Genomic DNA, 22,160 nt, shown 5'->3' on the forward strand with positions numbered 1-22,160 from the left:
CGGTCAGGCGCCGCCCCGCTCCTTCTGCGCTTCCTTCTCGGCCTTCTCGGCTTCCGCCTTCTCCGCCTTCTCCGCCTTGGCCGCGTCGGCGATCTGCCGCTTGGCGGCGGTCGCGTACATGTCGACGTACTCCTGGCCGGAGAGCTTCATGATTTCGTACATGACCTCGTCGGTCACCGCCCGCAGCACGAACCGGTCGCCCTCCATGCCCTGGTAGCGGCTGAAGTCGAGCGGCTTGCCGATGCGGATGCCGGGGCGCATGAGCTTGGGCATCACCTTGCCCGGGGGCTGGATCTTCTCCGTGTCGATCATGGCGACCGGGATGACGGGCGCGCCGGTGGCCAGCGCCACGCGGGCCAGGCCGCCGGGCTTGCCGCGGTACAGCCGGCCGTCGGGTGAGCGCGTGCCCTCGGGGTAGATGCCGAACAGCTCGCCGCGCTCCAGGACCTCGATGCCGCTCTTGATGGCGGCCTCGCCGGCGCCGCGCGAGCCGGACCGGTCCACGGGCAGCTGGCCGACGCCCTTGAAGAAGGCGGCCGTCAGCTTTCCCTTGACTCCGGGGGTGGTGAAGTACTCGGCCTTCGCGATGAAGGTGACCTTGCGGTCGAGGACCGCCGGCAGGAAGAACGAGTCGGAGAAGGAGAGGTGGTTGCTGGCCAGGATCGCGGCCCCCTCGGCGGGAATGTTCTCCAGCCCTTCCACCCACGGCCGGAAGCCGAGCTTCAGCGGCCCTCCGATGGCCACCTTCATTGCGCCGTAGATCAACCCACTGCCTTCCCTCGTCCGAGGATCAGACCTTAACCCGCGGGGCCGCTCAGGGGCCCGACGACCCTGGTCGGTGTCAGTCCGGTCGCGTACGGTGAAGTCCACGTCCCGCTGCTCCCCCGTCCAGAGCCCCTTCCAAGAACTGGAGACCGAAGGTGCCGGTCCTTCCTGGAGCCGAGCCGTACCGCCATGAAGGCGGCGAGGTCGGCGTCCTCCTCTGTCACGGCTTCACCGGATCCCCCCAATCGATGCGCCCCTGGGCGGAGTACCTGGCCGGGCGGGGTCTGACCGTCTCGCTCCCGCTGCTGCCCGGGCACGGCACCCGCTGGGAGGACATGGCGATCACCGGCTGGCAGGACTGGTACGCGGAGGTGGACCGCGCCCTGCGCGAGCTCACGGAGCGCTGCTCGCAGGTGTTCGTCTTCGGCCTGTCGATGGGCGGCGCGCTCGCGCTGCGCCTCGCGGCCCGGCACGGCGACCAGGTGGCCGGCCTGGTCCTGGTCAATCCGGGGAACAAGGTGCACGGTCTGGCCGCGCACGCCCTCCCGGTGGCCCGGCACCTCGTCCGTACGGTGAAGGGCATCGCCAGCGACATCGCGAAGGAGGGCGTGGACGAGGTGGGCTACGACCGGGTGCCGCTGCACTCGGCGCACCAGCTGCGGACCTTCTTCCGGATCGTGGACCGTGAACTGCCGCAGGTGACCCAGCCGTTGGTGGTGCTGCACAGCATCCAGGACCATGTGGTGCCGCCCGCCGACTCGGCCCGGGTGCTCAGCCGGGTCTCCTCCACGGACGTCACGGAGATCCTGCTGGAACAGAGCTACCACGTCGCGACGTTGGACCATGACGCGGACCGGATCTTCGAGGAGAGCTACGCGTTCATCGGCCGGCTCGCTCCGAGTGTCGGCAAGATCCCCAGCGAGGGCGTGACCAGCCCCGGCGAGGGCGCGGAAGGGACGGCCAGCGGTGGCTGAGCAGGAGCGGCGGGAGCCCGAGAGCCCCGACAGTCCGGACGGCGGCGGGGGCCCGGAGCCCCAGGGGGCCGGTGCCGGGCAGCCGCGGCAGGACGCGGAGCAGCAGGACGGGCTGCTCCCGGTCGACGAGGACGCGCTGTGGGCGCAGATCGTCGCCGGGTACGGGGAGGAGCCGCCGGACCCGCCGGGCGCGAAGCCGTTCAAGTCGGTGGAGGACCTGGCGCTCCTGGAGCCGGAGACCAATACGACGCGGCCGGGCGACGGTCCGGACGAGGACGACGACGCGGACGAGCGGCCGTCGGGGGACACCAAGGGGCCGCTCGGCTCGTCGGTCTCCTTCGCCCCGGGCATCGGCGCCGCTCCGGGCCCCCGTGACTACGCGTCGCCGGAGCCGTCCGAGAGCGACTTCGACGAGGACGACGAGGGCCACTTCGTGCCGCCGGAGCCGCCGCCGCTCCCGGAGTCGGACGTGACGTCCAGGTTCGCGTGGCTGGCCGTGATCGGCGGCCCGGTGCTGCTGCTCGTCTCGGTGCTGCTGGGCTGGTCCATGACCTGGTGGCTGGCGACGCTCTGCGTCGGCGGCTTCCTCGGCGGCTTCGCCACGCTGGTCGCGCGGATGCAGTCGGGCGAGGACGAGGACGACGACCCGGGTCGCGGAGCCGTGGTCTGAGACCCGTACCTGCGCGAAGGGCCCGGCCGGATGATTCCGGCCGGGCCTTTTGCGTACCCGGTGGACAAGGCCAGGCGGCGTCCTCAGGCGGCCGGGATTCTGAGGGCGGCCAGGACCGGCAGATGGTCCGTGGCCGCCCTCAGGTCGTGCGCGGGCAGATCGGCCGGGACCCCGCAGCCGAGGACCTCGATGCCCTGGGTGGCGAGGATCGCGTCGATCCGCTGGTGGGGGTCGGCCGGGGTGGAGGTGTACTCGGTGCCCCAGGGGCGGGTGGCCCAGGCGTCGTTCAGGGCCGCGGCCAGACGGCGGAAGGTGCGCCCGTCGGGCCGCTCGTTCAGGTCGCCGCCCACGACGGCGTGCTCGACGCCCATGGCCTCGATCCGGTCGAGCAGCATCCCGCCCTGTGCGTACCGCTCGTCCTTCTGCAGGCTCAGATGGCAGCTGACGACGCCGAGCCGGGCGCCGCCGAACCGGACGACGGCGGTGGCGAAGCCGCGCCGGTGCAGCCCGGGCGTGAGCGGCAGCAGCACGTCCTCCGTGCGCTCCACCGTGGCCCGCAGCGAGCAGAGCAGCGCGGGTCCTGCCGCGCTGCCGCCGCCGGAGAGGATCACCAGGTCGGCGGCGCGGGCCAGCCGGGCGAGCTTCTTGCGCCAGCGGAAGAAGCGGGGGGCCTCCTGGACGAGGACCAGGTCGGGGGCGCAGGCCTTCATGACGCGGGCGAGGGCGGCGGGGTCGTCGCGCATCGAGCGGATGTTGTAGCTCAGGACGCGGATGACGGCAGAACCGTCGGCCGCGGTAAGGGAGTTGGGGAGCGAGCCGGAGTCCATGGCGATCAAGATACGCCGGTGCCCGCCGCCCCAGAGGGGAACGACGGGCACCTGGCGTACATCGGTGTCACATCACCGGGTCGGGCTCCCGTGCCAGGTCGGCGGCGCCGACCATGCCCGCCTTGTTGCCCAGCTGGGCCGCGATGACGTCGGCGACCGGCCGCCAGTTCCCGCCGACCAGCCAGCGCTTGTACGACTTGCGGATCGGGTCGAGGACCAGCTCGCCCTCGTCGGAGAGGCCGCCGCCGACGATGAACGCCGACGGGTCGAAGAGCGAGGCGAGGTCGGCCAGGCCCGCGCCGGCCCAGCGGGCCAGCTCGCGGTAGGAGTCCACCGCGACCGGGTCGCCCTCGCGGGCGGCCGTGGAGATGTGCTTGCCCTCGATGCCGTCGGGGCTGCCGTCGCCGAGCGACAGCAGGTACTCGGCGTTCTCGGGGGTGGCGTTGGCGCGCTGCTTGGCGTAGCGGACCAGGGCGCGCCCGGACGCGTACTGCTCCCAGCAGCCCTGCGAACCGCAGCCGCACAGCAGCCCGTCCGGCACCATGCGGATGTGGCCGAACTCGGCGGCGACGCCGAAGTGGCCGCGGCGCAGCTTGTTGCCGATGATGATGCCGCCGCCGAGGCCCGTGCCGAGCGTGATGCAGATGACGTTGCGGTGGCCCTTGCCCGCGCCGAACTTGTACTCGCCCCAGGCTGCCGCGTTCGCGTCGTTCTCCACGACGACGGGCAGGCCGACGCGCTGCTCGACCTTCTCCTTCAGCGGCTCCTGGCGCCAGTCGATGTTCGGCGCGAAGTACACGGTGGAGCGCTGACGGTTGACGTATCCGGCGGCGCCGATGCCCACGCCCACGATCTCGTGCCCGGCCCTGGCGCCTTCCACGGCCGAGGCGATCGCGTCCACGATCCCGTCAGGCGTGGACGGCGTCGGCACCTTGAACGTGGAGAGGATGTTGCCCTCCTCGTCGACCACGCCGGCCGCGATCTTCGTGCCGCCGATATCGACGCCGATGGTGAGTCCCATGAATCCCTCAGTTCGGTCGAGCCCCGCTACGGCCCACCGTACCTGAGGGCCTGCCGTCGGATTCCTGCCGTTCGCCCGAAGGGCGGGCCCGACGGCGTGCCGGACGCCGTCGGACGAACAGGAAGCGGCCAGGAATCCGTCGGCGGGTCCTCGATGCTTCAGTCCAGGTCGATGTGCTCCCCGCCGGGGCCTTCGTCCTTCGGCGTCCGGGGGGCCTTCCGCTCCTGGGAGCGCTGGGTCCAGCGGCTCTCCTGGTTCTCCACGGCGGAGCGGTACGCGGCGAGCAGCTCGGAGCCGGCGGCGGCGAGGTGGTCGAAGACGTCGGAGTTGCGCTCGATGACCGGCTCGACGACGGACCTGGCCTGCCGGACGACCTGCCGGGCGACCTGCTCGGCGGTGCCCTGCGCCATGGCGCCGAGGAACGGGGCCTGTGCCCCGGACAGGTCGGAGAGCTTGTCGGCGACGGCGTCGACGAGCTTGCGCAGCTCCTCGGCGGCGGAGCCGGGGGGCGGCCCCTGCTCGGCCCGGCGGCGGGCCTTCTCCGCCGCGAGATCCTCGGCACAGGCCTGCTCCCAGGCGTCTGCGTCGGCCTGGGGTGCGGGCTGCTCGGTGGCGTCGCTCATGACGGCTGACTCCTGCGAAGAGCTGAAGGGGGTGCTGAAGCGGTGACGTCTTCGACGTTACCCGAACGGGTGCATGGCCTCACTAGGTCGTGTACGGGAGAAATCAGGACCGGGACTGCGGCCAGAGGTCCGGGTCGGGGGCGAACCGCACGCGCAGCTCGCCGTCGACGAGCCCGGCCCCGGCCACGGTGCAGCGGCGGGGCGCGGAGGGCAGCGGGACGACGCGGCGGAAGGGTCCCGCGCCGACGACGATCTCGTCGCCCCGGCGGATCAGGGTGAGCTCCTCGCGGACGGCGCCGGGCAGCGGGATCCGCCAGACCAGGACGCCGTCGTCCTGGAGTCGGTCCTCGACGGGCCAGGGGGTGCGGGGCGCGGGGATGTCGGGGAGCGCAGCGTCGAGGCCGGGGAGGCCGTCGAGGTCGGCGCCGCGCGGGTCGCGGCCGAGGTGGGGTATCTCCCGGGCGCCCGGCCACTGGGCGACGACCTTGCGCTGGCGGGCGGCGGCGTCGGCCAGCCACGGGTCGGTGGAGCCGTCGGGGAGCATCCGGTTGGCGATCAGGGTCTCGGTGCGCAGGCCGTGGAGGGCGAGCCCGGTGCTGGTGACGCGGAGGGTCTCGGCGGCGGCCTGGGTGGGCTCGGCGACGAGGCGTACGAGGGTGGTGTCGGCGTCGATCACGGCCTGGGCAGCGGCGAGTTCGCGGTCCCAGCGGGCGGCGGTCTCGTACAGCCACTCCGCGGGCATCGGCACCCCCGCGAGCCGCCCGAGGACGGGGCGCAGGGCGCGGGCCGCCTGGCGTTCGGCGGGGAGCAGGCGGCGCAGATAGCGGCGCAGCTGTTCGGGCAGGGCGAGGACGGCGACGGCGTGCGGGGCGGGCGGCAGGTCGACGACGACCAGGTCGGACGCCTCTTCGGCGCTGTTGCGCAGGGCACGCAGCAGGGCGAGTTCGTCGCTGCCGGGCAGCGGCGTGAGTTCGTCGGCGTCGAGCCGGGCGGCACCGAGCAGGTCGAGCGCGGAACCGGCCCGGTCCTGCAGGGCGAGCAGATCGTCCCGGAATCCGTCGGCCGGGGTGAGCCGGGTGACGGTGACGCCGGGCAGGTCCGCCAGGGTGTCACCGGTGATCAGGTGCGTGCGCAGCCCGTCCCGGGCGGCCTTCAGGGCGGTGGCGGCGGCGATCGTGGTCCGGCCGGAGCCACCGGGACCGGTGACGAGAAGGGTGCGCATGAGGATCGAGGCTACCTGGGCGGGCGCGGACCCACGGGGCCCGCCCCGGACCCCGCTCCCCGGCTGTCGCGGCGGCTACTTGCCCGCTTCCACGCGCTTCTTCAGTCCGGCCAGCGCCCGGTCGATGATGACCTTCTCGGCCTTGCGCTTGATCATCCCGAGCATCGGGATCTTCACGTCGACGGTCAGCGAGTACGTGACCTCGGTGCCCGTACCGGCCGGCTTCAGCACGTACGACCCGTCGAGCGACCGGAGCATCTGGGACTTGACGAGTGTCCAGGACACCTCGTTCTCGCCCGCCCAGGTGTACTTGAGGGTCTGGTCGTCCTTGATCGCGCCGGCGTCCATGACGAGGCGGACCTGCTCGGCCCGGCCGGAGTCGTCGGTCGCGAGGACCTCGGACTCCTTCACCTCGCCGGTCCAGTCCGGGTAGCGGGCGAAGTCGGCGATCACCCCCATGACATCGGCCGGTGCCGCCTCGATCGTGATGCTCGAGCTGGTGTGTTCCGCCATCGCCGTGGCTCCTCCAGATACCGGTCAGGGGTCCCGCCGTGCATACGTGTGTGTCGCGTGAAGGCTATCGCGCGCCGACCGGCCCGCCGTCACCACTCCAGGGCCCAGGGCCGCCCCGCGCTCGCGAAGTGGCCGACATTGACGCACTCCGTGACGCCGATCCGCATGCGCCGGGCGAGCGGCTGGTGGACGTGGCCGAACAGGGAGTAGCGGGGCCGGGTGCGGCGAATGGCGTCGAGGACGGCGCGGCTGCCGCGCTCGAAGCGCCGGGCCACCGTGTCGTAGACCAGCTCCGGGACCTCCGGCGGGATGTGCGTGCACAGCACGTCGACCTCCCCGACGGCCTCGATCTTGGCGGCGTACTCCTCGTCGTCGATCTCGTAGGGGGTCCGCATCGGCGTCCGCAGCCCGCCGCCGACGAACCCGAACGTCCAGCCGCCGATCTCGACCCGCTCCCCGTCGAGCACGGAGGTGCCCGGCCCGGCGTACTCACTCCACAGCTGCGGCATGTCGACGTTGCCGTAGGTGGCGTACGTAGGAGAGGGGAAGGCGGCGAACAGCTCCGAGTACTGCTTGCGCACGGCTTTTTCGATGGCGGGGCCGCGGTCGATGCCCGCCCAGAGCCGGGCCCCGAAGGCTCTGGCCTCCTCGAACCGGCGGGCGGTGCGCAGCTCGACGATGCGGTCGGCGTTCTCGACTCCGAACAAGTCGGGAAAAATGCCGCGCGAGTGGTCGGCGTAGTCGAGGAAGAGGACCAGGTCACCGAGGCAGACGAGGGCGTCGGCGCCGTCGCCGGCTCGTGCGAGGTCGGTGGAGTTTCCGTGCACATCGCTGACTACATGTACGCGCATGCGATCACCCTAGGACGATGGGTCCAAGGTGGGTAGAGGCCGCCGGACCTGCGGTTACTTCCGAGTCAGGAAGCGTGTGGACTACTGTGCGCAAAGCACCGCCGTGACGTGTGACGCAGCGAACATCTGGCCTGGACCCCCTACCGAAAAAGCAGTACTGGTGGGTAACGTCCGGGCAGTCCAGTCGTGCTCAGTTCAACCACATCGATCAAGAAGACGATCGACGAGGCCCTGAGCACCTGCCCGATCTTGGACCGCACCGACGCAGCACACAGAGTCGTGGCGCCGGCGCCTTATGAGGAGCAGCAGTCTTGCGCGAGTTCAGCCTTCCGGCTTTGTACGAGGTCCCTGCGGACGGCAATCTGACCGACATCGTCCGCAGAAACGCCGCGCAGCATCCCGACGTCGCCGTCATCGGACGCAAGGTCGACGGCACCTGGCAGGACGTCACGTCCGTCCAGTTCCTCGCCGAAGTGGTGGCCGCCGCGAAGGGCCTCATCGCCTCCGGCGTGCAGGCGGGCGACCGGGTCGGCCTCATGTCCCGTACGCGCTACGAGTGGACCCTGCTCGACTTCGCGATCTGGAGCGCCGGCGCGGTCACCGTCCCGGTCTACGAGACGAGCTCGGCCGAGCAGATCCAGTGGATCCTCGGCGACTCCGGTGCCGTCGCGATCCTCGTCGAGTCGGACGCGCACGCCGCGGCCGTCGCCTCCGTGCACGACCGGCTGCCCCAGCTGCGGCACGTCTGGCAGATCGACGCCGGCGGCGTCGAGGAGCTGAACCGGGCCGGCGCCGAGGTGCCCGACCGGACGGTGGACGAGCGCAGCGCGGTGGCGAAGGCCGACGACCCGGCCACGATCGTCTACACGTCGGGCACCACGGGCCGCCCCAAGGGCTGCGTCCTGACGCACCGCAGCTTCTTCGCGGAGTGCGGCAATGTGGTGGAGCGCCTGAAGCCGCTGTTCCGTACGGGCGAGTGCTCGGTGCTGCTCTTCCTCCCCGTCGCGCACGTCTTCGGCCGGCTGGTCGAGGTGGCGTCGCTGATGGCCCCGATCAAGCTGGGCCACGCCCCCGACATCAAGCACCTCACCGATGAACTGGCCGCGTTCAGGCCCACGTTGATCCTGGGCGTGCCGCGGGTCTTCGAGAAGGTCTACAACTCGGCGCGAGCCAAGGCGCAGGCCGAGGGCAAGGGCAAGATCTTCGACAAGGCCGCCGACACGGCGATCGAGTACAGCCGCGCGCTCGACACCCCGAAGGGCCCGTCGCTCGCGCTGAAGCTCAAGTACAAGACGTTCGACAAGCTGGTCTACAGCAAGCTGCGCGCGGTGCTCGGCGGCCGCGGCGAGTACGCGATCTCGGGCGGCGCCCCGCTGGGCGAGCGCCTCGGCCATTTCTTCCGCGGTATCGGCTTCACGGTCCTGGAGGGCTACGGCCTGACCGAGTCGTGCGCCGCCACCGCGTTCAACCCGTGGGACCGCCAGAAGATCGGCACGGTGGGCCAGCCGCTGCCCGGCTCGGTCGTGCGGATCGCCGACGACGGCGAGGTGCTGCTGCACGGCGAGCACCTGTTCACCGGCTACTGGAACAACGAGGCCGCGACGCAGGAGGCGCTCGCCGACAACTGGTTCCACACCGGTGACATCGGCACGCTCGACGAGGACGGCTACCTCCGCATCACCGGCCGCAAGAAGGAGATCATCGTGACGGCGGGCGGCAAGAACGTCGCCCCGGCCGTCATCGAGGACCGCATCCGGGCGCACGCGCTGGTCGCGGAGTGCATGGTGGTGGGCGACGGGCGGCCGTTCGTCGGCGCCCTGGTCACCATCGACGAGGAGTTCCTCGGCAAGTGGGCCGTGGACCACGGCAAGCCGGCCGACTCCACGGTGGCCTCGCTGCGCGACGACGCGGATCTGCTGGCCGCGATCCAGACGGCCGTGGACGACGGCAACGCGGCGGTCTCCAAGGCGGAGTCGGTCCGCAAGTTCCGCATCCTGGGCGCTCAGTTCACGGAGGAGTCGGGCCATCTGACGCCGTCGCTGAAGCTGAAGCGGAACGTGGTGGCGAAGGATTACGCGGACGAGGTCGAGGCGATCTACCGGGGCTGACCGCGCCCACGCACCGTAGGCCCGTACCCCCGTAGGCGGGTGCGGGCCTCGTCGTGGTTGCTCGCGCAGTTCCCCGCGCCCCTGAAGGCTGCGGCTTCGCCGCGCCTCCACCCGGTCGGCGCTACAGCAACCCCCGCAACCGCTCCGCCAACAGGTCCCACCGCCACCGCTCCTCGACCCACTCCCGGCCGCGCTCCCCCATCGCCCGCCGCAACTCCGGGTCGAGCAACAGCGCGGCCACCCGGTCGGCGGCCTCCTCGGGGGACCCGCCCCGTACGACCCAGCCCGTCTCCCCGTCGAGGACCGCGTCCGGCGCACCGCCCGAGTCACCGGCCACCACCGGCAGCCCCGTCGCGGACGCCTCCAGGTACACGATCCCGAGGCCCTCGACGTCCAGTCCTCCGCGCCGCGTCCGGCAGGGCATGGCGAACACGTCACCGGCCCCGTAGTGCGCGGGGAGTTCCGCCCACGGCACGGCCCCGGTGAAGCGCACGGAGTCCGCGACGCCGGTCTCCTGCGCCAGCTTGCGCAGCTCCTTCTCGTACGGGCCGCCGCCCACGATCAGCAGCACCGCGTCCGGCACGGCCGCCAGGATCCGCGGCATCGCGAGGATCAGCGTGTCCTGGCCCTTGCGCGGCACCAGCCGCGAGACGCACACCACCACGGGGCGGTCCGAGAGGCCGAGCCGGGCCCGCACCGCGTCGCCGCCCGACGCCGGGTGGAACGTCTTCTCGTCGACCCCGGGCGGGAGTTGGACCATCCGGCCGGCCGCCGCGGGCGTCAGTGCCGCCGCGATCCGCGACCTCGTGTACTCGCCCAGGTACGTGATCGTGTCCGTCGACTCGCCGATCCGGCGCAGCAGGCTCCGGGACGCGGGGAGCTGGGCCCAGCCCGCTTCGTGCCCGTGGGTCGTCGCGACCAGGCGCTCCGCACCGGCCCGGCGCAGAGCCGGCGCCATCAGGCCCAGCGGCGCGGCCGCCCCGAACCACACCGACGTACAGCCGTGCTCCTTCAGGAGGCCCACCGCGCGCCGGGTCACGCGCGGCGTCGGCAGCAGCATCGTCGTACGGTCGCGTACGACGGTGAACGGCTGTTCCGCGTCGAAGGCCGCGGTCGCCTCGACGCCTTCCCGGCCGCGCTTCCACGTGGACGCGTAGACGACGAGCTGCTCGGGGTCCAGGCGCAGTGCCATGTTGTGCAGGAATGCCTGGATGCCGCCTGGGCGGGGCGGGAAGTCGTTGGTCACGACCAGCGTCTTGTTTGTCTTGTGCATCGCCGCAGACAGTACCGAACCCACCCGAAGGAACGCGCCACGCCGCCTCGGTCCATGGCCACCACACAGTTCGGCCCGGCATGATGGTTCGAATGAAGACGCGAAATCCCGCAGGGGTCCTTGTCACGTGGGCCCTGACCAGGACGCTGCTGCTGTTGTGCGTCTTCAAGGTCATCATGGTCCCCGGCCCCGACGTGACCAGCGACGTCTCGGTGATCTACCAGGGCTGGTTCGACATCCTGCGGACAGGAACGTTCCCGCTGGACGATGTCACCTGGCAGTACCCGCCGGTCGCCGCGGTCGCCATCCTCTCCCCCGCGGTGCTGCCGTTCCTCGCGTACACCTCGGCGTTCTTCCTGATGGCGTTCCTCGCCGACGCGGCCGTCTTCCTGATGCTCCTGTACGTCTCCGAGCGGCACGGCAAGTCGCGGCGCGGCGTGTGGGTGTGGGTGGCGGGCCTGCCGCTGCTCGGGCAGACCGTGTACGCGCGCTACGACGTGATGGTCACCGCCGTCGCGGTCGCGGGGCTGCTCGCGGCCGCCCGGCATCCGAAGGCCGCGGGCGTCATGGCCGCGCTCGGCGCGATGCTCAAGGTGTGGCCGGCGCTGCTGCTGATCGGCACCCGGCGCGGCCGGGCCACCCGTGAGGCGTGGGGCGCGGCGGCGATGACGGCCGGCCTGCTCGCGCTCACCTTCCTCGTCGCGATGCCGGGCGCGTTCGCCTTTCTGACGTTCCAGCGGGACCGGGGCACGGAGGTCGAGTCGCTCGGCGCGCTGGTCTTCCACGTGGCACGGCAGTTCGGCTGGTCGGGCACGGTGCAGCTGAACTACGGCTCGGTCGAGTTCCTCGGCCCGTACGTGGACCTGGTCAGCGCCCTCGCGCAGGGGCTGACCGTGCTGGCCTTCGGCTGGCTGGTGCTGTGGCGGCTGCGGGCCCGCGCCTGGGCGTCGAGCACGCTCGCCGACGCGGGTCTGACGGCGGTGCTGCTGTTCACGACGACGAGCCGGGTGATCAGCCCGCAGTACATGCTGTGGCTGGTCGGTCTCGCGGCGGTGTGCCTGCTGTTCCGCGACAGCAGGATGACGCTGCCCGTGGGGCTGGTGCTGGCGGCGACGTTCGTGACGTTCCTGGAGTTCCCCATCTGGTTCTCGCACGTGGTCGCCAGCGACTCCCTCGGCCTCGCTCTGCTCCTCGTCCGCAACGGGCTGCTGGTCGCCGCGACGCTGAGCGCCTGCCGTCGCCTGTGGCGGGCGACGGTGACCGAGCCGCGCCGCGCCGCGCGCACCCCGGTGCCCGCTCAGGCCGCGCGGGCCGGTTTCAGCGAGGCGACCACGTCCTCCTGACCGGCCGCCCGCCGCGCCATGAGCACCAGGCATCCGCACTGCACGGCCATGGCGAGGGCCAGGAAGAGCAGGGCGAAGCCCAGCCCCGCGGCGCCCGCCACGAGCACCGCCTGGCGCTTGGACTTCCTGGAGACCCCGGCGAGCTTCTTCTACGACGAGGACGGCGGGCCGGTGCGCGCCGAGGAACCCGAGGACCTGTTCCGGCGGGGGATGCTGCGGGTCGCGCGGGCCACCGGCACGGCGGAGCGGGCCTGGCTGCGCGAGGTGATCGCCGAACTCACCGGCTGATCGCCGGACTCGCCCGTCGGTCAGCCCAGTTCGCTGCGGACGTACGCCCGCCAGCGCGCCACGAAGTCGTTCTCGTCGATCCCGAGGACGCTCCGCAGGGCGCCCTCCACGGCACCGGCCCGCTGCTTGTGCCCGCCGACCGCGGTGTAGAAGGCGTTGAGCTTCGCCTCGCCCCACTCCTCGGCGATCATCCGGCAGGCCATCCAGCCGCTCTCGTACGCCCGCGCGAGCTCGGCCGCGTCACCGCTGAACCCGAAGTCCGCGTCGTCCGGCAGCCGGCCGGGAGCGGAGCCCTCCTGCACCGCCCGCTGCAGCTCGGGCGCGGCCTGCCCGGCGGTGCGGCCCGTGTCGCGGTACCCCGTCCAGTCCGCGTACCCCTCCGACAGCCACAGGGGCGTCGCCGCCGAGGTCACCGCGCGGGTGGCCACGTGCGCGGTCTCGTGGGTCAGGACGACCTGCTTGCCGAAGGCGCCGAGCACGCCGTACGCCTCGGGGTTGATGATCACCCGGTCGGCGGGCGCCGTGCCCGAACCGCCCGCCTCGCCCGTCGTGACGGCGGCGATCCCCTGGTAGCCGGAGGCGGGCGCCCCCAGCAGTCCGCCCATCCCGTCGAGGGACTTGGGGACCAGCACGACGATCCGGCGGGCCCAGCGGTCCCCCCAGGCGTCGGTCACCGCGGGCACCGCGTCGTCGGCGAGGGCCGCGTACGAACGCAGCACGGACCGCTGCTGCCCCACGCCGAGCACCAGGCTGTGCGCGCCCTGCACGGCGGTGACCTTGCCCTGCTCCCACAGCTGCTGCCCGGACTTGTCGGCGGGCTCGTCGCCGATGACGCGCCAGCGTCCGTCCGTGCGCTGCAGCGTCAGGGTCCGCTCGGCGACGACGGGCGCCTTGTCGTACCCGTCGACGCGGTAGCGCAGCTCGGCCGCGGCGCTGACGCGGGACCCGGAACCGTCGAGCCGGGTCAGCTCGTACGCCCAGGACTCCAGCGGGACCTCGGCGAGGTCGGGGAGCAGATAGGGGTCGGCGCCGCCGGTCGCCCGGTACGCGGCGGCGTCCTGGGCCAGGACGGCGGCCGCCCGCCGGTCCAGGACGCGCTGCACGGCGGCCGAACGGGAGTCGGTGGGCGCGGTGTCCGGGCCGCACCCGGACACGACGGCGAGCAGGGCGCCGAGCGCCACGAAGCACCCCGCCCTGTTCACCGCACGCCGTCGACCAGCCATCCTTGCGATCGTACGGCGCTTTGCGCGGGCAGGCCTCAGACGCGGGTCACCGAGGAGACGGGCATCATGCCGACGGGGTCGTAGCGCACCGGGGCACCGGGGTAGGGCGCGTGGATGACCTGGCCGTTGCCCGCGTAGATGCCGATGTGGTGGGCGTCCGAGCCGTAGGCGACCAGGTCGCCGGGGCGGGCCGCGGAGAGCGGGACCTGCTGCCCCGCGTACCGCTGGGCCTGCGAGGTGCGCGGCAGACCGACTCCGGCCTGCCCGTACGACCACTGCATCAGGCCCGAACAGTCGAACCCGGAGGGGCCGTTGGCGCCCCAGATGTAGGGCTTGCCGAGCGCCGACTGGGCGGCGGCGAGGGCGGCGGCCGCGCGGGCCGAGGAGGCGGGGCCCGCTCCGGCCAGGTCGGGGCGGGCGTCGCCGCGCGAGGCCCGCTCGTACGCGTCGCGGTCGGCGCTCGGCATCGAGTTGAGCAGCCGCCGCGCCTTGGCCAGCTTCGCCTCGACGGTGCGCTTGTGCTGGGCGACGGCCTTGCGGCTCTTCTCCAGCTCGGCGAGCTTGCGTTGCGCCTCGGCGCGCTGCTGCGCCAGATCCCGCTGGGCGCTCTGCAGTTCGGCGAGGTCACCGGCCTGCCGGGCGCTGATCCGGTTGAGCGCGCTGGCCCGGTCGAGATAGCCGTCCGGGTCGGAGGAGAGCATCAGGGCGAGCGAGGGGTCCATGCCGCCGGAGCGGTACTGGGCACCGGCCACCATGCCGAGCGCCTGGCGCATCTTGTTGATCCGCTCCTGCCCCCGGGCCACCTGGTCCTGGGACGCGGCGAGTTCGTCGCGGAGCGTGTCGGCACGCTCGTCGGCCTTGTTGAACGCCTCGGTGGCGGTCTCCGCCTGCTCGTACAGGCGGTCCACCTCGGCCTTCGTGTCGGCCGGCTTGTCCTGCGGCGCGGCGCCCGCCGGGACGGCGCCGAGGGCTGCCGCCGCGGAGGCGGCGGCCACGGTCAGGACGGTTGCGCGCGTGCTCCGGTCGAGGCCGGAGTGCGCAGTGCGGCGATGGGACCCCACGGGTGGCCGCTCTCCCTTCCGCTGACGATGCTGCTGGCGCTCCCCGTGATCGGGGAATGCGCGCCGACAGTAGCCGCGCGACTACCGCCCGGCCAACGACCGTTCGGGGAGCGCACAGCCCGACGCCCCGCCTCTGACGCAGGTCAGTGGCGGGGCGTGGGGTCAGCGAAGGACGCCGGAATTCGCCCGAACGGGCGCGTTTCCAGGTGTCGTTGGTACGAGGATCAGATGCGGACGCCGAACTGGAACGAACCGATCGTGCTCATCGACTCGTAGCGGACGACGGCGCCGGGGTGCGGGGCGTGCAGCACCTGGCCGTTGCCGGCGTAGAGGCCGACGTGCGCGAGGTTGTTGAAGAAGACCAGGTCGCCGGGCTTGAGCTGGCTCATGCCGATCTTCACGCCGTCGTTCTGCTGCGTGTACGTGGTCCGGGTGATGCCCGCACCGGCCTGGGCGTACGACCACTGGGTCAGGCCCGAGCAGTCGTAGGAGCTGGGGCCCGTGCCGCCGGAGACGTAGGGCTTGCCGAGCTGGGTGGCGGCGGCGCTCAGGGCGGCCCCACCGAGCTTGGAGGCGGGCACCTCGTTGCCGAGGTCGACGCGGCCGGCCGCGGAACGGCTGGCGCGCTCCTCGTCGGCGGCCATCTTGGCGCGCTCGGCGGCGGTGAGGGTGTTGAGCAGCTTCTGCGCGGAGCCGAGCTTGCTCTGGACTTCCTTCTTCTTCTTGCCGAGCTCGGTGCGGGTGTCGGCGAGGTCCTTGAGCTTCTCGGCGGCCTCGGCGCGCTCCTGGGCGAGCGTGCGCTGCTTCTCCTGGACCTTCTTGAGCGACTCGAGCTGCTGGGCGCTCAGCGAGTCGATCGTGGACGCCTTGTCGAGGTAGTCGTCCGGGTCGGCGGAGAGGAAGAGCTGGACGGAGGGGTCGATGCCGCCGGAGCGGTACTGCTGGCTGGCGAGCGAACCGAGGCCCGTGCGCAGTTCGTTGAGATCCTCCTGGCCGCGCGCGACCTTGTCCTGGATCTCGCCGATCTCCTTCTCGAGCTTCTTCTGCTTCTCCTTGGCCCCGTTGTAGAGGTCGGTGGCCTTGCCCGCCTCTTCGTAGAGCTTGTCGACCTTGGCCTTGACCTCACTCTTGTCAGGCTTCGGCGCGGCGTTGGCCGCCTGCGAGGTCAGTGCCACGGCAGCGGCAGCGGTCGCGGTGAGCACGGTCACACGGGTGCGGCTCGGCTGCTTGGGTCGACGGTGGGACGCCACGAAGGCGAGCTCCTTCTTCCTCCAGCCGCCCACGAAAACACCCGGTGGGCGGTGCCCCTCCACCGTCACTCACCTCTTGTGAGTGATCACCCGAGCGGAGGTTCGAGGCCTGACCCTAGTGACCTTCTTGTGATCAGTTCAAATCCTGACGAAAAAAATCTCGGTCACCCACCGCATTCTTTGCACTCAACTCACGTGCAGTGATGCTCGTTTGACACTACGTTGCGTGAAGGTTTCGCCAATTCGGGCATACGGAACGGACCTTGCGGATGTGGCGTTTGGGGCACAGGGGGCGTCAACCCCGCGAGAGCCGCTTCAGGAGCATGACCGACGCAACCGGGCGCGCCCCGGCCTTCGCGACGCCGTCGGCGACCTCCCGGTCCGTGGACACGACGATCACCGGCCGGCCCGGCGGCTCGGCGCGCACCAGCTGGCGAATCAATTCATCAGCGGTGACGCCCGCCTTGGAGAACAGCACCCGCACACCGCGCGGCGGCGCGAGCAGCACCGGCGCCGCCAGCTCGGCCCCGTCGAAGACACAGGTCACCTCGGCCCCGGTCTGCGCGGCGAGCTGCGACAGGGACCCGAGCAGCCGCAGCCGCTGCTTCTCCAGCGGCATCGTCGGATACCCGGTCTTCGTCACGTTGTAGCCGTCGACCACGAGATGGGCCTGCGGCAGCGCGAGCAACTGGTCGAGGATGGCCGGGTCGTGCTCGTGCAGGGCCCGCGCCGCGATGTCCTTCGGCGTCATCCGGCCCGGCTCCACGGCGTCCACGGAGTCGGCGGGCCGCGCGGAGACGGGCGGCAACGCCAGCTCCCTGCGCAGCCCTTGAGCCGCGTCCAGGACCGTGTCGAGCAGCAGCCGCACGCGCATGTCCTCGACGCTGCGCCCCTCGCGGGCCGCTCTGCGCGACGCCTCCAGGGCCGCCTCGGCCTCACCGAGCCGCGCCTTGATCCGCCGTGTCTCGCTCTCGGCGGCGGACAGCTGCGCCTGCCCCTCGGAGCGGACCGTCTCGGTCTCGGCCTGGGCCTTGCGCGCGGCGGCCTCGCCGCGCTTCACGTCGCTGAGGGCGGCCCGCAGCTTGCGGTGCGCGGCGTCGGCCTCGCGCCGGGCCGCGTCCAGCTCGGTGCGCAACCGTTCCGTCTCGGCCTTGGTGTGCGCCTGCGCCTCGGCGAGCCGGTCGCGCAGCGCCTGCAGTTCGGCCCGGGTCTCCTCGTCGGCGCGCTCGGCGTCGGCCCGCTGGGCCTCCTCACCGGCGGCGGCGACCAGCTTCACCCAGCCCGCGGGCCGCAGCACGTACGCGGCCGCGGCCACGTCCAGCGGGTCCGCGGCGGGCGGCGGCGCGGCGGCGTCCAGCGCGCCGGCCAGCTCGGGCTGCGCCTCCCGGAACCGCTCCGCGATCCGCTGCCGGAACAGCGTCTCGCTCTCCACGGCGGCGGCCATGGCATTGCCCGCGAACTTCACCCGTCGAGTCGGGGTGAACCGCGCATATTGTCGCAATTGGGGCGGCAGTTCACCGATCGTCAGGCCTCCGAAGCCGTCCGAGACGATCTGCACGACCCGCCGCCGTACGCCTTCGGGCAACGGCCGGTCGAGCACCTCGGCGGCGCCGCCGTCCCCGGCCTCCCCGCCTGTGCTCTCCACCATCCGTCACCCCAAAGTCGCTGTGGGGCCGCTCCTTCAGGAGTCGGCGCCCGGCCTGTCCACGAGTTCCACCTGATCCACCGCGTTGCACCAGCGGCAGCGGACCGACTCGATGGTCTCACTGACCACGTTGCGCTCCTCGACGTTCGGCTCACCGGCCAGGTCGAGGTGCACGTACTCGACGACCTTCGAGGAGCGGGTCACGTCGAACCGCGTGAGATTGCCGCAGAGCGTGCAGCGCCAGCGGGTGGTGGCGGTCGGCAGGGGAACCGTCATTCGGACTGTCGCCTCTTCCTTCGAGCACGGCCCTCGGCTCGTGCGCTTTCCGTGGTGCGTGGTGCTTGCTTTATTGCCCGTAACCCTACGGCCTGCCGTACACCGCCCGCTCCCCGCCTTGCGTCATGCTCTCTTTCATGATCGGCAACGGACGTGACGCGATCGGCAAAGTGACCGCATTCCTCAGAGGGCATCCGGCTCCGGTCACGTACGGAATCATCGCCGTCTGCACCGTGGTCTTCGTGCTCTCCCCGGCATCCGGGCTCAACCCGTCGTACGGCACCGGGGACCGCCTCCTCGCCGCGCAGAGTGCCTACTTCGAGCGCTGGGGAGTCGTCCCCACGGAACTCTTCACCGGATCGCCCCGGGCCGCCCTCACCCCGGCCACAGCCCTCTTCGTCCACGGCAGCTGGGTGCACCTGCTCGGCAACATGCTCTTCCTCTACGTCTTCGGGGCGATGGTCGAGGAGCGCATGGGCCGCGTGCAGTACGCGTTCTTCTACCTGATCACCGGCTACCTGGCGCTGCTCGGCTACGCGATCGCGCACGCCGACTCCGACCAGACGCTGGTCGGCGCCTCGGGGGCGATCTCGGCGGTGCTGGGCGCGTTCCTGTACCTGTTCCCCGGAGCGCGCGTCACGAGCCTGTTCCCCTTCCTCCTCTTCCTGCCGCTGCGCTTCCCCGCATGGGTGGTCCTGCCGTTCTGGGTGGCGCTGCAGTGGGCGGCGGCGGGGCAGGACAGTCAGGGGCCGGGCGTCGCCTACCTCGCCCACCTGGTGGGCTTCTCGCTCGGGTTCCTCTACGCGTGGGTGAGGTACAGGGGCCGGGCTAGAGTGAACGCAGTCCCAACCACGGCCACCGAGGGAGACAGCCAGCCGTGATCACCGCGATCGTGCTCATCAAGACCAGCGTGGACCGGATCCCCGAGATCGCCGAGTCGATCGCGGCCCTGGAGAGCGTCAGCGAGGTCTTCTCCGTCACCGGCACGTACGACCTGATCGCCATGGTCCGGGTGGCCCGCCACGACGATCTGGCGGATGTCATCCCGGGCCGGATCAGCAAGATCCAGGGCGTCGAGGCGACGGACACGCACGTCGCTTTCCGCACGTACTCCCAGCACGACCTGGAGGCGGCTTTCTCCATCGGCCTGGACAACTGAAAAGACCGCGGTCGCGCCTGCTCGATGCATGAGCAGGCGCGACCGCGGCTTTTGGTCGTGGCTTTTCGTGGGTTGCTCGCGTGCCTTACGGGGCCGGGACGCAGCGGCCCTCTTCGGTGCGGTAGCTCCAGGCGGCGCCGTCCCGGACCAGTTCCTTGACGGCCGCGACGAAGCGCTCGACGTGCTCGTCCGGCGTACCCGCGCCGAAGCTGACCCGGATCGCGTTCAGCGACTTCTCGCCGGGCGCCGCCTCCGGAGCCCCGCACTCGCCCTGGGTCTGCGGGTCGGAGCCGAGCAGGGTGCGCACGAGCGGGTGGGCGCAGAACAGACCGTCCCGCACACCGATCCCGTACTCGGCGGAGAGCGCGGCGGCGAAGTGCGAGGAGTTCCAGCCCTCGACGACGAACGAGATGACGCCGACGCGCGGGGCGTCGTCCCCGAACAGGGACAGCACCTTCACCTCGGGCACCGCGGCGAGCCCCTCGCGCACCGTGCGGATCAGGTACTGCTCGCGGGCGACCAGGGTGTCGAACCCGGCCTCGGTCAGCGCCTTGCAGGCGGAGGCGATGGAGTAGACACCGATGACGTTCGGCGAACCGGCCTCGTGCCGGGCGGCGCTCTCGTGCCACTCGACGTCCACGCCGCCGTCCGTGCGCCGGGCGACCTTGCGGGAGGCGCCGCCGCCGGCGAGGTACGGCTCGGCTGCGGTCAGCCAGTCCGAGCGCCCGGCGAGCACACCGGAGCCGAACGGCGCGTACAGCTTGTGCCCGGAGAACGCGATCCAGTCGACGTCCAGCTCCTGCACGGAGACCGGGTGGTGGGGCGCGAGCTGGGCGGCGTCGAGCACGATGCGGGCACCGTGCGCGTGAGCGGCCGCCGCCAGCTCGCGCACCGGCCAGAGCTCACCGGTGACGTTGGAGGCACCGGTGACGCAGACGAGGGCCGGACCGTAGGGGTCCCGGTCGGCGAGGGCCCGCTCCAGGGTGGCGACGGCCTCCTCCGGGGTGCGCGGCGCGTTCAGGTACGTCACCCGGGCGTCCCGCCAGGGCAGCAGCGACGCGTGGTGCTCGGTCTCGAAGACGAACACCTGGCAGTCGGCGGGGAGGGCGGCGGCGAGCAGGTTCAGCGAGTCGGTGGTGGACCGGGTGAAGACGACCTGGTCGTCCTCGCGGCAGTCGAGGAACTCGGCGACGGTGGCGCGGGAGTTCTCGAACAGGTCGGTCGACAGCTGGGAGAGGTACCCGGCACCGCGGTGCACGCTGCCGTAGTACGGCGCGTAGGCGGCGACGTCGTCCCACACGCGCTGCAGGGCCGGCGCGCTGGCGGCGTAGTCGAGGGCGGCGTACGTCACCTCGCCACCGGTGACGAGCGGCACGGTCACGTCCCGGCCGAGCACCGGCAGCGGGGCCCCACAGGCGGGGTCGGCGGACTCGACGGACTCGACGGAGGAGGTGGTGGCGATGGCGGTGGCAGGGTGAGCGGACATGGCGGTATCTCCCGGCAGGACAAGGCGCAATGGCTGTGAGAGCCCGCACGGAAGCCATCAACCGGCTTACGGCGTACGGGAATTGACCTCGACGTGCGGAACGGAGAGGTCCGTCGCACGGAGGGTGATGGAGATGGAGAAGGGGCTGTGAAGCCCTAGCACATTCGCTTGCTCACGAGACTGCTCCCTCAAACGACCCAGGACCCCTGGAGAGTTCGCGAGGGGTCCGCGCTTGCCGCAAGCCTTGCTGCTTGCGGCCTGGTCTTCACCCGGGGCACCCCGCCACGGACGGAGGGTTGCCGGACAGCCGGCCGGGGCCGAAATCGCTGTCACTCATGACCTTGAAAAGCATCCTGCCACACGATCCCGATACGGCAAGGGCGCAGTCCACGATCTGGACTGCGCCCTGCGTCACACCGTCGCTCTCACGGCCGGTTGCTGGCCGCCACCCACCGCTCCAGGGTGGCCTTCGCCGCGCCGGAGTCGATCGACTCGGCCGCGCGGTCCATCGCGGCTCGGATCTGCTCGGCGAGCGTCCCGGTGCCCGGTCGTACGGCCACCAGCGCGGCCGCCGAGTTCAGCAGGACGGCGTCGCGCACGGGCCCGCGCTCCCCGTCGAGCAGCCGCCGCGCGACCTCCGCGTTGTACGAGGCGTCCGCGCCGCGCAGGGCCTCCACCGGCACCAGGTCGAGGCCCACGTCCCGCGGGTCGAAGGACTCCTCGCGCACGGCCCCGTCCCGCACGACCCACACCCGCGAGGTGGCCGTGGTGGTCAGCTCGTCGAGCCCGTCGTCGCCGCGGAACACCAGGGAGGAGTTGCCGCGCTCGGCGAAGACCCCGGCCACGATGGGCGCCATCCGCGCGTCGGCGACACCGACGGCCTGCGCACGGACCCGCGCCGGGTTGGTGAGCGGGCCCAGCAGGTTGAACACGGTGCGGATGCCGAGCTGGCTGCGCGCCGCGCCCGCGTACCGCAGCGCCGGGTGGAACTTCACGGCGAAGCAGAAGGTGATGCCCGCCTCCTCCGCGACCTGCGGGACGCGGGCGGGGGTGAGCTCCAGGTTGACGCCGAGCTTCTCCAGCACGTCGGACGCGCCGGAGGCCGAGGACGCGGCGCGGTTGCCGTGCTTGACGACCTTCACACCGGTACCGGCGATCACGATCGCGGACATGGTGGAGATGTTGACGGTCTTCGCGCCGTCGCCGCCGGTACCGACGATGTCGACGGTCTCCCCCGGCACCTCGATCACGTTGGCGTGGTCGTACATGGCCCGGACCAGACCGGAGATCTCCTCCACGGTCTCGCCCTTGGACCGCAGCGCCACCACGAAGCCGGCGATCTGCGCGTCGGTCGCCTCGCCCCGCATGATCCGGTCCATCGCCCAGGCGGTGTCGTCGGCGCTCTGGTCTCGGCCGTCGAGCAGACCGTTGAGGACGGCGGGCCAGGAACGGCCCGCCGCGGTGTCGCCTCCAGCGGGGTGCAAAGCGCTCATGGCCGCTCCTGTGATGTCAGTGAGAATTCCGCGGTCCTACCTTATCCAGCGCCGCGGACGGCAAAGAGCCCCCGTCCAGTGCCTGGACG

The 22,160-nt window shown here is 71.9% G+C and carries 22 protein-coding genes, 1 pseudogene and 1 riboswitch; of the genes and pseudogenes, 7 read left to right on the forward strand and 16 right to left on the reverse strand.

Features of this window, described 5'->3' with window-relative positions; translation table 11 throughout:
* Positions 1-3: 3 nt before the first annotated feature.
* The gene (locus ACVHNB_RS31145; protein ID WP_456226385.1) at positions 4-765 is read right to left on the reverse strand and encodes a lysophospholipid acyltransferase family protein; all 762 of its coding nucleotides are present in this window, start codon (positions 763-765) and stop codon (positions 4-6) included.
* A gap of 155 nt (positions 766-920) precedes the next feature.
* Here ACVHNB_RS31145 and ACVHNB_RS31150 point away from each other — a divergent pair, with 155 nt between their 5' ends.
* Together ACVHNB_RS31150 and ACVHNB_RS31155 are read left to right on the forward strand one after the other, a co-directional pair.
* Positions 921-1,739 carry an alpha/beta hydrolase gene (locus ACVHNB_RS31150; protein ID WP_428955191.1) on the forward strand — a complete coding sequence of 273 codons (819 nt, stop codon included), beginning with the start codon at positions 921-923 and terminating at the stop codon, positions 1,737-1,739.
* On the forward strand, positions 1,732-2,409 hold the full coding sequence (locus ACVHNB_RS31155) for a hypothetical protein (protein ID WP_428955190.1): 678 nt from the start codon (positions 1,732-1,734) through the stop codon (positions 2,407-2,409). Before ACVHNB_RS31150 ends, ACVHNB_RS31155 begins: the two co-directional genes overlap by 8 nt.
* Before the next feature lie 83 nt (positions 2,410-2,492).
* Here the strand turns inward: ACVHNB_RS31155 and ACVHNB_RS31160 are convergent, their stop codons facing one another.
* The 6 genes from ACVHNB_RS31160 to ACVHNB_RS31185 form a co-directional block, all read right to left on the reverse strand.
* Positions 2,493-3,236, reverse strand: a complete 744-nt coding sequence (locus tag ACVHNB_RS31160) for an endonuclease/exonuclease/phosphatase family protein (RefSeq protein ID WP_428955189.1) — start codon at positions 3,234-3,236, stop codon at positions 2,493-2,495.
* Positions 3,237-3,303: 67 nt separating this feature from the next.
* Positions 3,304-4,257, reverse strand: a complete 954-nt coding sequence (locus tag ACVHNB_RS31165) for an ROK family glucokinase (RefSeq protein WP_428955188.1) — start codon at positions 4,255-4,257, stop codon at positions 3,304-3,306.
* A 158-nt stretch (positions 4,258-4,415) separates the two neighbouring features.
* Positions 4,416-4,880 carry a DUF5304 domain-containing protein gene (locus tag ACVHNB_RS31170; protein WP_428955187.1) on the reverse strand — a complete coding sequence of 155 codons (465 nt, stop codon included), beginning with the start codon at positions 4,878-4,880 and terminating at the stop codon, positions 4,416-4,418.
* Between the two features lie 103 nt (positions 4,881-4,983).
* The gene (locus ACVHNB_RS31175; RefSeq protein ID WP_456226386.1) at positions 4,984-6,102 is read right to left on the reverse strand and encodes an ArsA family ATPase; all 1,119 of its coding nucleotides are present in this window, start codon (positions 6,100-6,102) and stop codon (positions 4,984-4,986) included.
* A 75-nt stretch (positions 6,103-6,177) separates the two neighbouring features.
* Complete coding sequence (locus ACVHNB_RS31180) at positions 6,178-6,615, reverse strand: SRPBCC family protein (protein ID WP_428955185.1); 438 nt, start codon at positions 6,613-6,615, stop codon at positions 6,178-6,180.
* Between the two features lie 89 nt (positions 6,616-6,704).
* Positions 6,705-7,466: a metallophosphoesterase family protein gene (locus ACVHNB_RS31185; protein WP_428955184.1), complete on the reverse strand. Its 762-nt coding sequence runs from the start codon at positions 7,464-7,466 to the stop codon at positions 6,705-6,707.
* A gap of 311 nt (positions 7,467-7,777) precedes the next feature.
* Here ACVHNB_RS31185 and ACVHNB_RS31190 point away from each other — a divergent pair, with 311 nt between their 5' ends.
* Positions 7,778-9,574, forward strand: a complete 1,797-nt coding sequence (locus ACVHNB_RS31190) for an AMP-dependent synthetase/ligase (protein ID WP_428955183.1) — start codon at positions 7,778-7,780, stop codon at positions 9,572-9,574.
* 121 nt (positions 9,575-9,695) lie between these two features.
* Here ACVHNB_RS31190 and ACVHNB_RS31195 read toward each other — a convergent pair whose 3' ends face one another.
* A complete protein-coding gene (locus ACVHNB_RS31195; protein ID WP_428955182.1) occupies positions 9,696-10,847 on the reverse strand; it encodes a glycosyltransferase family 4 protein in 1,152 nt (383 codons plus the stop codon).
* A gap of 92 nt (positions 10,848-10,939) precedes the next feature.
* Between ACVHNB_RS31195 and ACVHNB_RS31200 the strand changes: the two genes are divergently transcribed.
* Positions 10,940-12,190: a glycosyltransferase 87 family protein gene (locus ACVHNB_RS31200; RefSeq protein ID WP_428955181.1), complete on the forward strand. Its 1,251-nt coding sequence runs from the start codon at positions 10,940-10,942 to the stop codon at positions 12,188-12,190.
* Here ACVHNB_RS31200 and ACVHNB_RS31205 read toward each other — a convergent pair.
* Entirely contained in the window at positions 12,145-12,291 is a 147-nt protein-coding gene (locus tag ACVHNB_RS31205; protein WP_456229013.1) for a hypothetical protein, read from the reverse strand. The genes ACVHNB_RS31200 and ACVHNB_RS31205 overlap by 46 nt on opposite strands.
* Positions 12,292-12,301: 10 nt before the next feature.
* On the opposite strand from ACVHNB_RS31205, the pseudogene ACVHNB_RS31210 reads away from it, so the two are divergent.
* Positions 12,302-12,478 (forward strand): annotated as a pseudogene (locus ACVHNB_RS31210) (PadR family transcriptional regulator); the annotation flags it as partial.
* A gap of 20 nt (positions 12,479-12,498) precedes the next feature.
* Here ACVHNB_RS31210 and ACVHNB_RS31215 read toward each other — a convergent pair.
* From ACVHNB_RS31215 to ACVHNB_RS31235, 5 genes are all read right to left on the reverse strand, one after another.
* Positions 12,499-13,701 carry a hypothetical protein gene (locus ACVHNB_RS31215; RefSeq protein ID WP_428955180.1) on the reverse strand — a complete coding sequence of 401 codons (1,203 nt, stop codon included), beginning with the start codon at positions 13,699-13,701 and terminating at the stop codon, positions 12,499-12,501.
* Between the two features lie 35 nt (positions 13,702-13,736).
* The gene (locus tag ACVHNB_RS31220; RefSeq protein WP_428955179.1) at positions 13,737-14,762 is read right to left on the reverse strand and encodes a C40 family peptidase; all 1,026 of its coding nucleotides are present in this window, start codon (positions 14,760-14,762) and stop codon (positions 13,737-13,739) included.
* Between the two features lie 224 nt (positions 14,763-14,986).
* Positions 14,987-16,012, reverse strand: a complete 1,026-nt coding sequence (locus ACVHNB_RS31225) for a C40 family peptidase (RefSeq protein ID WP_428957690.1) — start codon at positions 16,010-16,012, stop codon at positions 14,987-14,989.
* Between the two features lie 295 nt (positions 16,013-16,307).
* Positions 16,308-17,660 carry an NYN domain-containing protein gene (locus tag ACVHNB_RS31230; protein WP_456226387.1) on the reverse strand — a complete coding sequence of 451 codons (1,353 nt, stop codon included), beginning with the start codon at positions 17,658-17,660 and terminating at the stop codon, positions 16,308-16,310.
* A 33-nt stretch (positions 17,661-17,693) separates the two neighbouring features.
* The gene (locus tag ACVHNB_RS31235) at positions 17,694-17,933 is read right to left on the reverse strand and encodes a hypothetical protein (protein ID WP_338695757.1); all 240 of its coding nucleotides are present in this window, start codon (positions 17,931-17,933) and stop codon (positions 17,694-17,696) included.
* A gap of 137 nt (positions 17,934-18,070) precedes the next feature.
* Between ACVHNB_RS31235 and ACVHNB_RS31240 the strand changes: the two genes are divergently transcribed.
* Both ACVHNB_RS31240 and ACVHNB_RS31245 read left to right on the forward strand, forming a co-directional pair.
* Positions 18,071-18,814, forward strand: coding sequence for a rhomboid family intramembrane serine protease (locus tag ACVHNB_RS31240; RefSeq protein WP_428955177.1), 744 nt, complete (start codon positions 18,071-18,073; stop codon positions 18,812-18,814).
* Positions 18,811-19,092, forward strand: coding sequence for an Lrp/AsnC family transcriptional regulator (locus ACVHNB_RS31245; protein ID WP_428955176.1), 282 nt, complete (start codon positions 18,811-18,813; stop codon positions 19,090-19,092). The genes ACVHNB_RS31240 and ACVHNB_RS31245 overlap by 4 nt, the downstream gene beginning before the upstream one ends.
* 85 nt (positions 19,093-19,177) lie before the next feature.
* On the opposite strand, the gene ACVHNB_RS31250 is transcribed toward ACVHNB_RS31245, so the two are convergent.
* Positions 19,178-20,578, reverse strand: coding sequence for an aminotransferase class V-fold PLP-dependent enzyme (locus tag ACVHNB_RS31250; protein WP_428955175.1), 1,401 nt, complete (start codon positions 20,576-20,578; stop codon positions 19,178-19,180).
* 223 nt (positions 20,579-20,801) lie between these two features.
* Positions 20,802-20,919, reverse strand: a riboswitch (SAM riboswitch).
* An 84-nt stretch (positions 20,920-21,003) separates the two neighbouring features.
* The gene (gene trpD, locus ACVHNB_RS31255; protein WP_428955174.1) at positions 21,004-22,071 is read right to left on the reverse strand and encodes an anthranilate phosphoribosyltransferase; all 1,068 of its coding nucleotides are present in this window, start codon (positions 22,069-22,071) and stop codon (positions 21,004-21,006) included.
* Between the last annotated feature and the right edge of the window lie 89 nt (positions 22,072-22,160).

This window comes from Streptomyces sp. YJ-C3 (assembly GCF_053891275.1).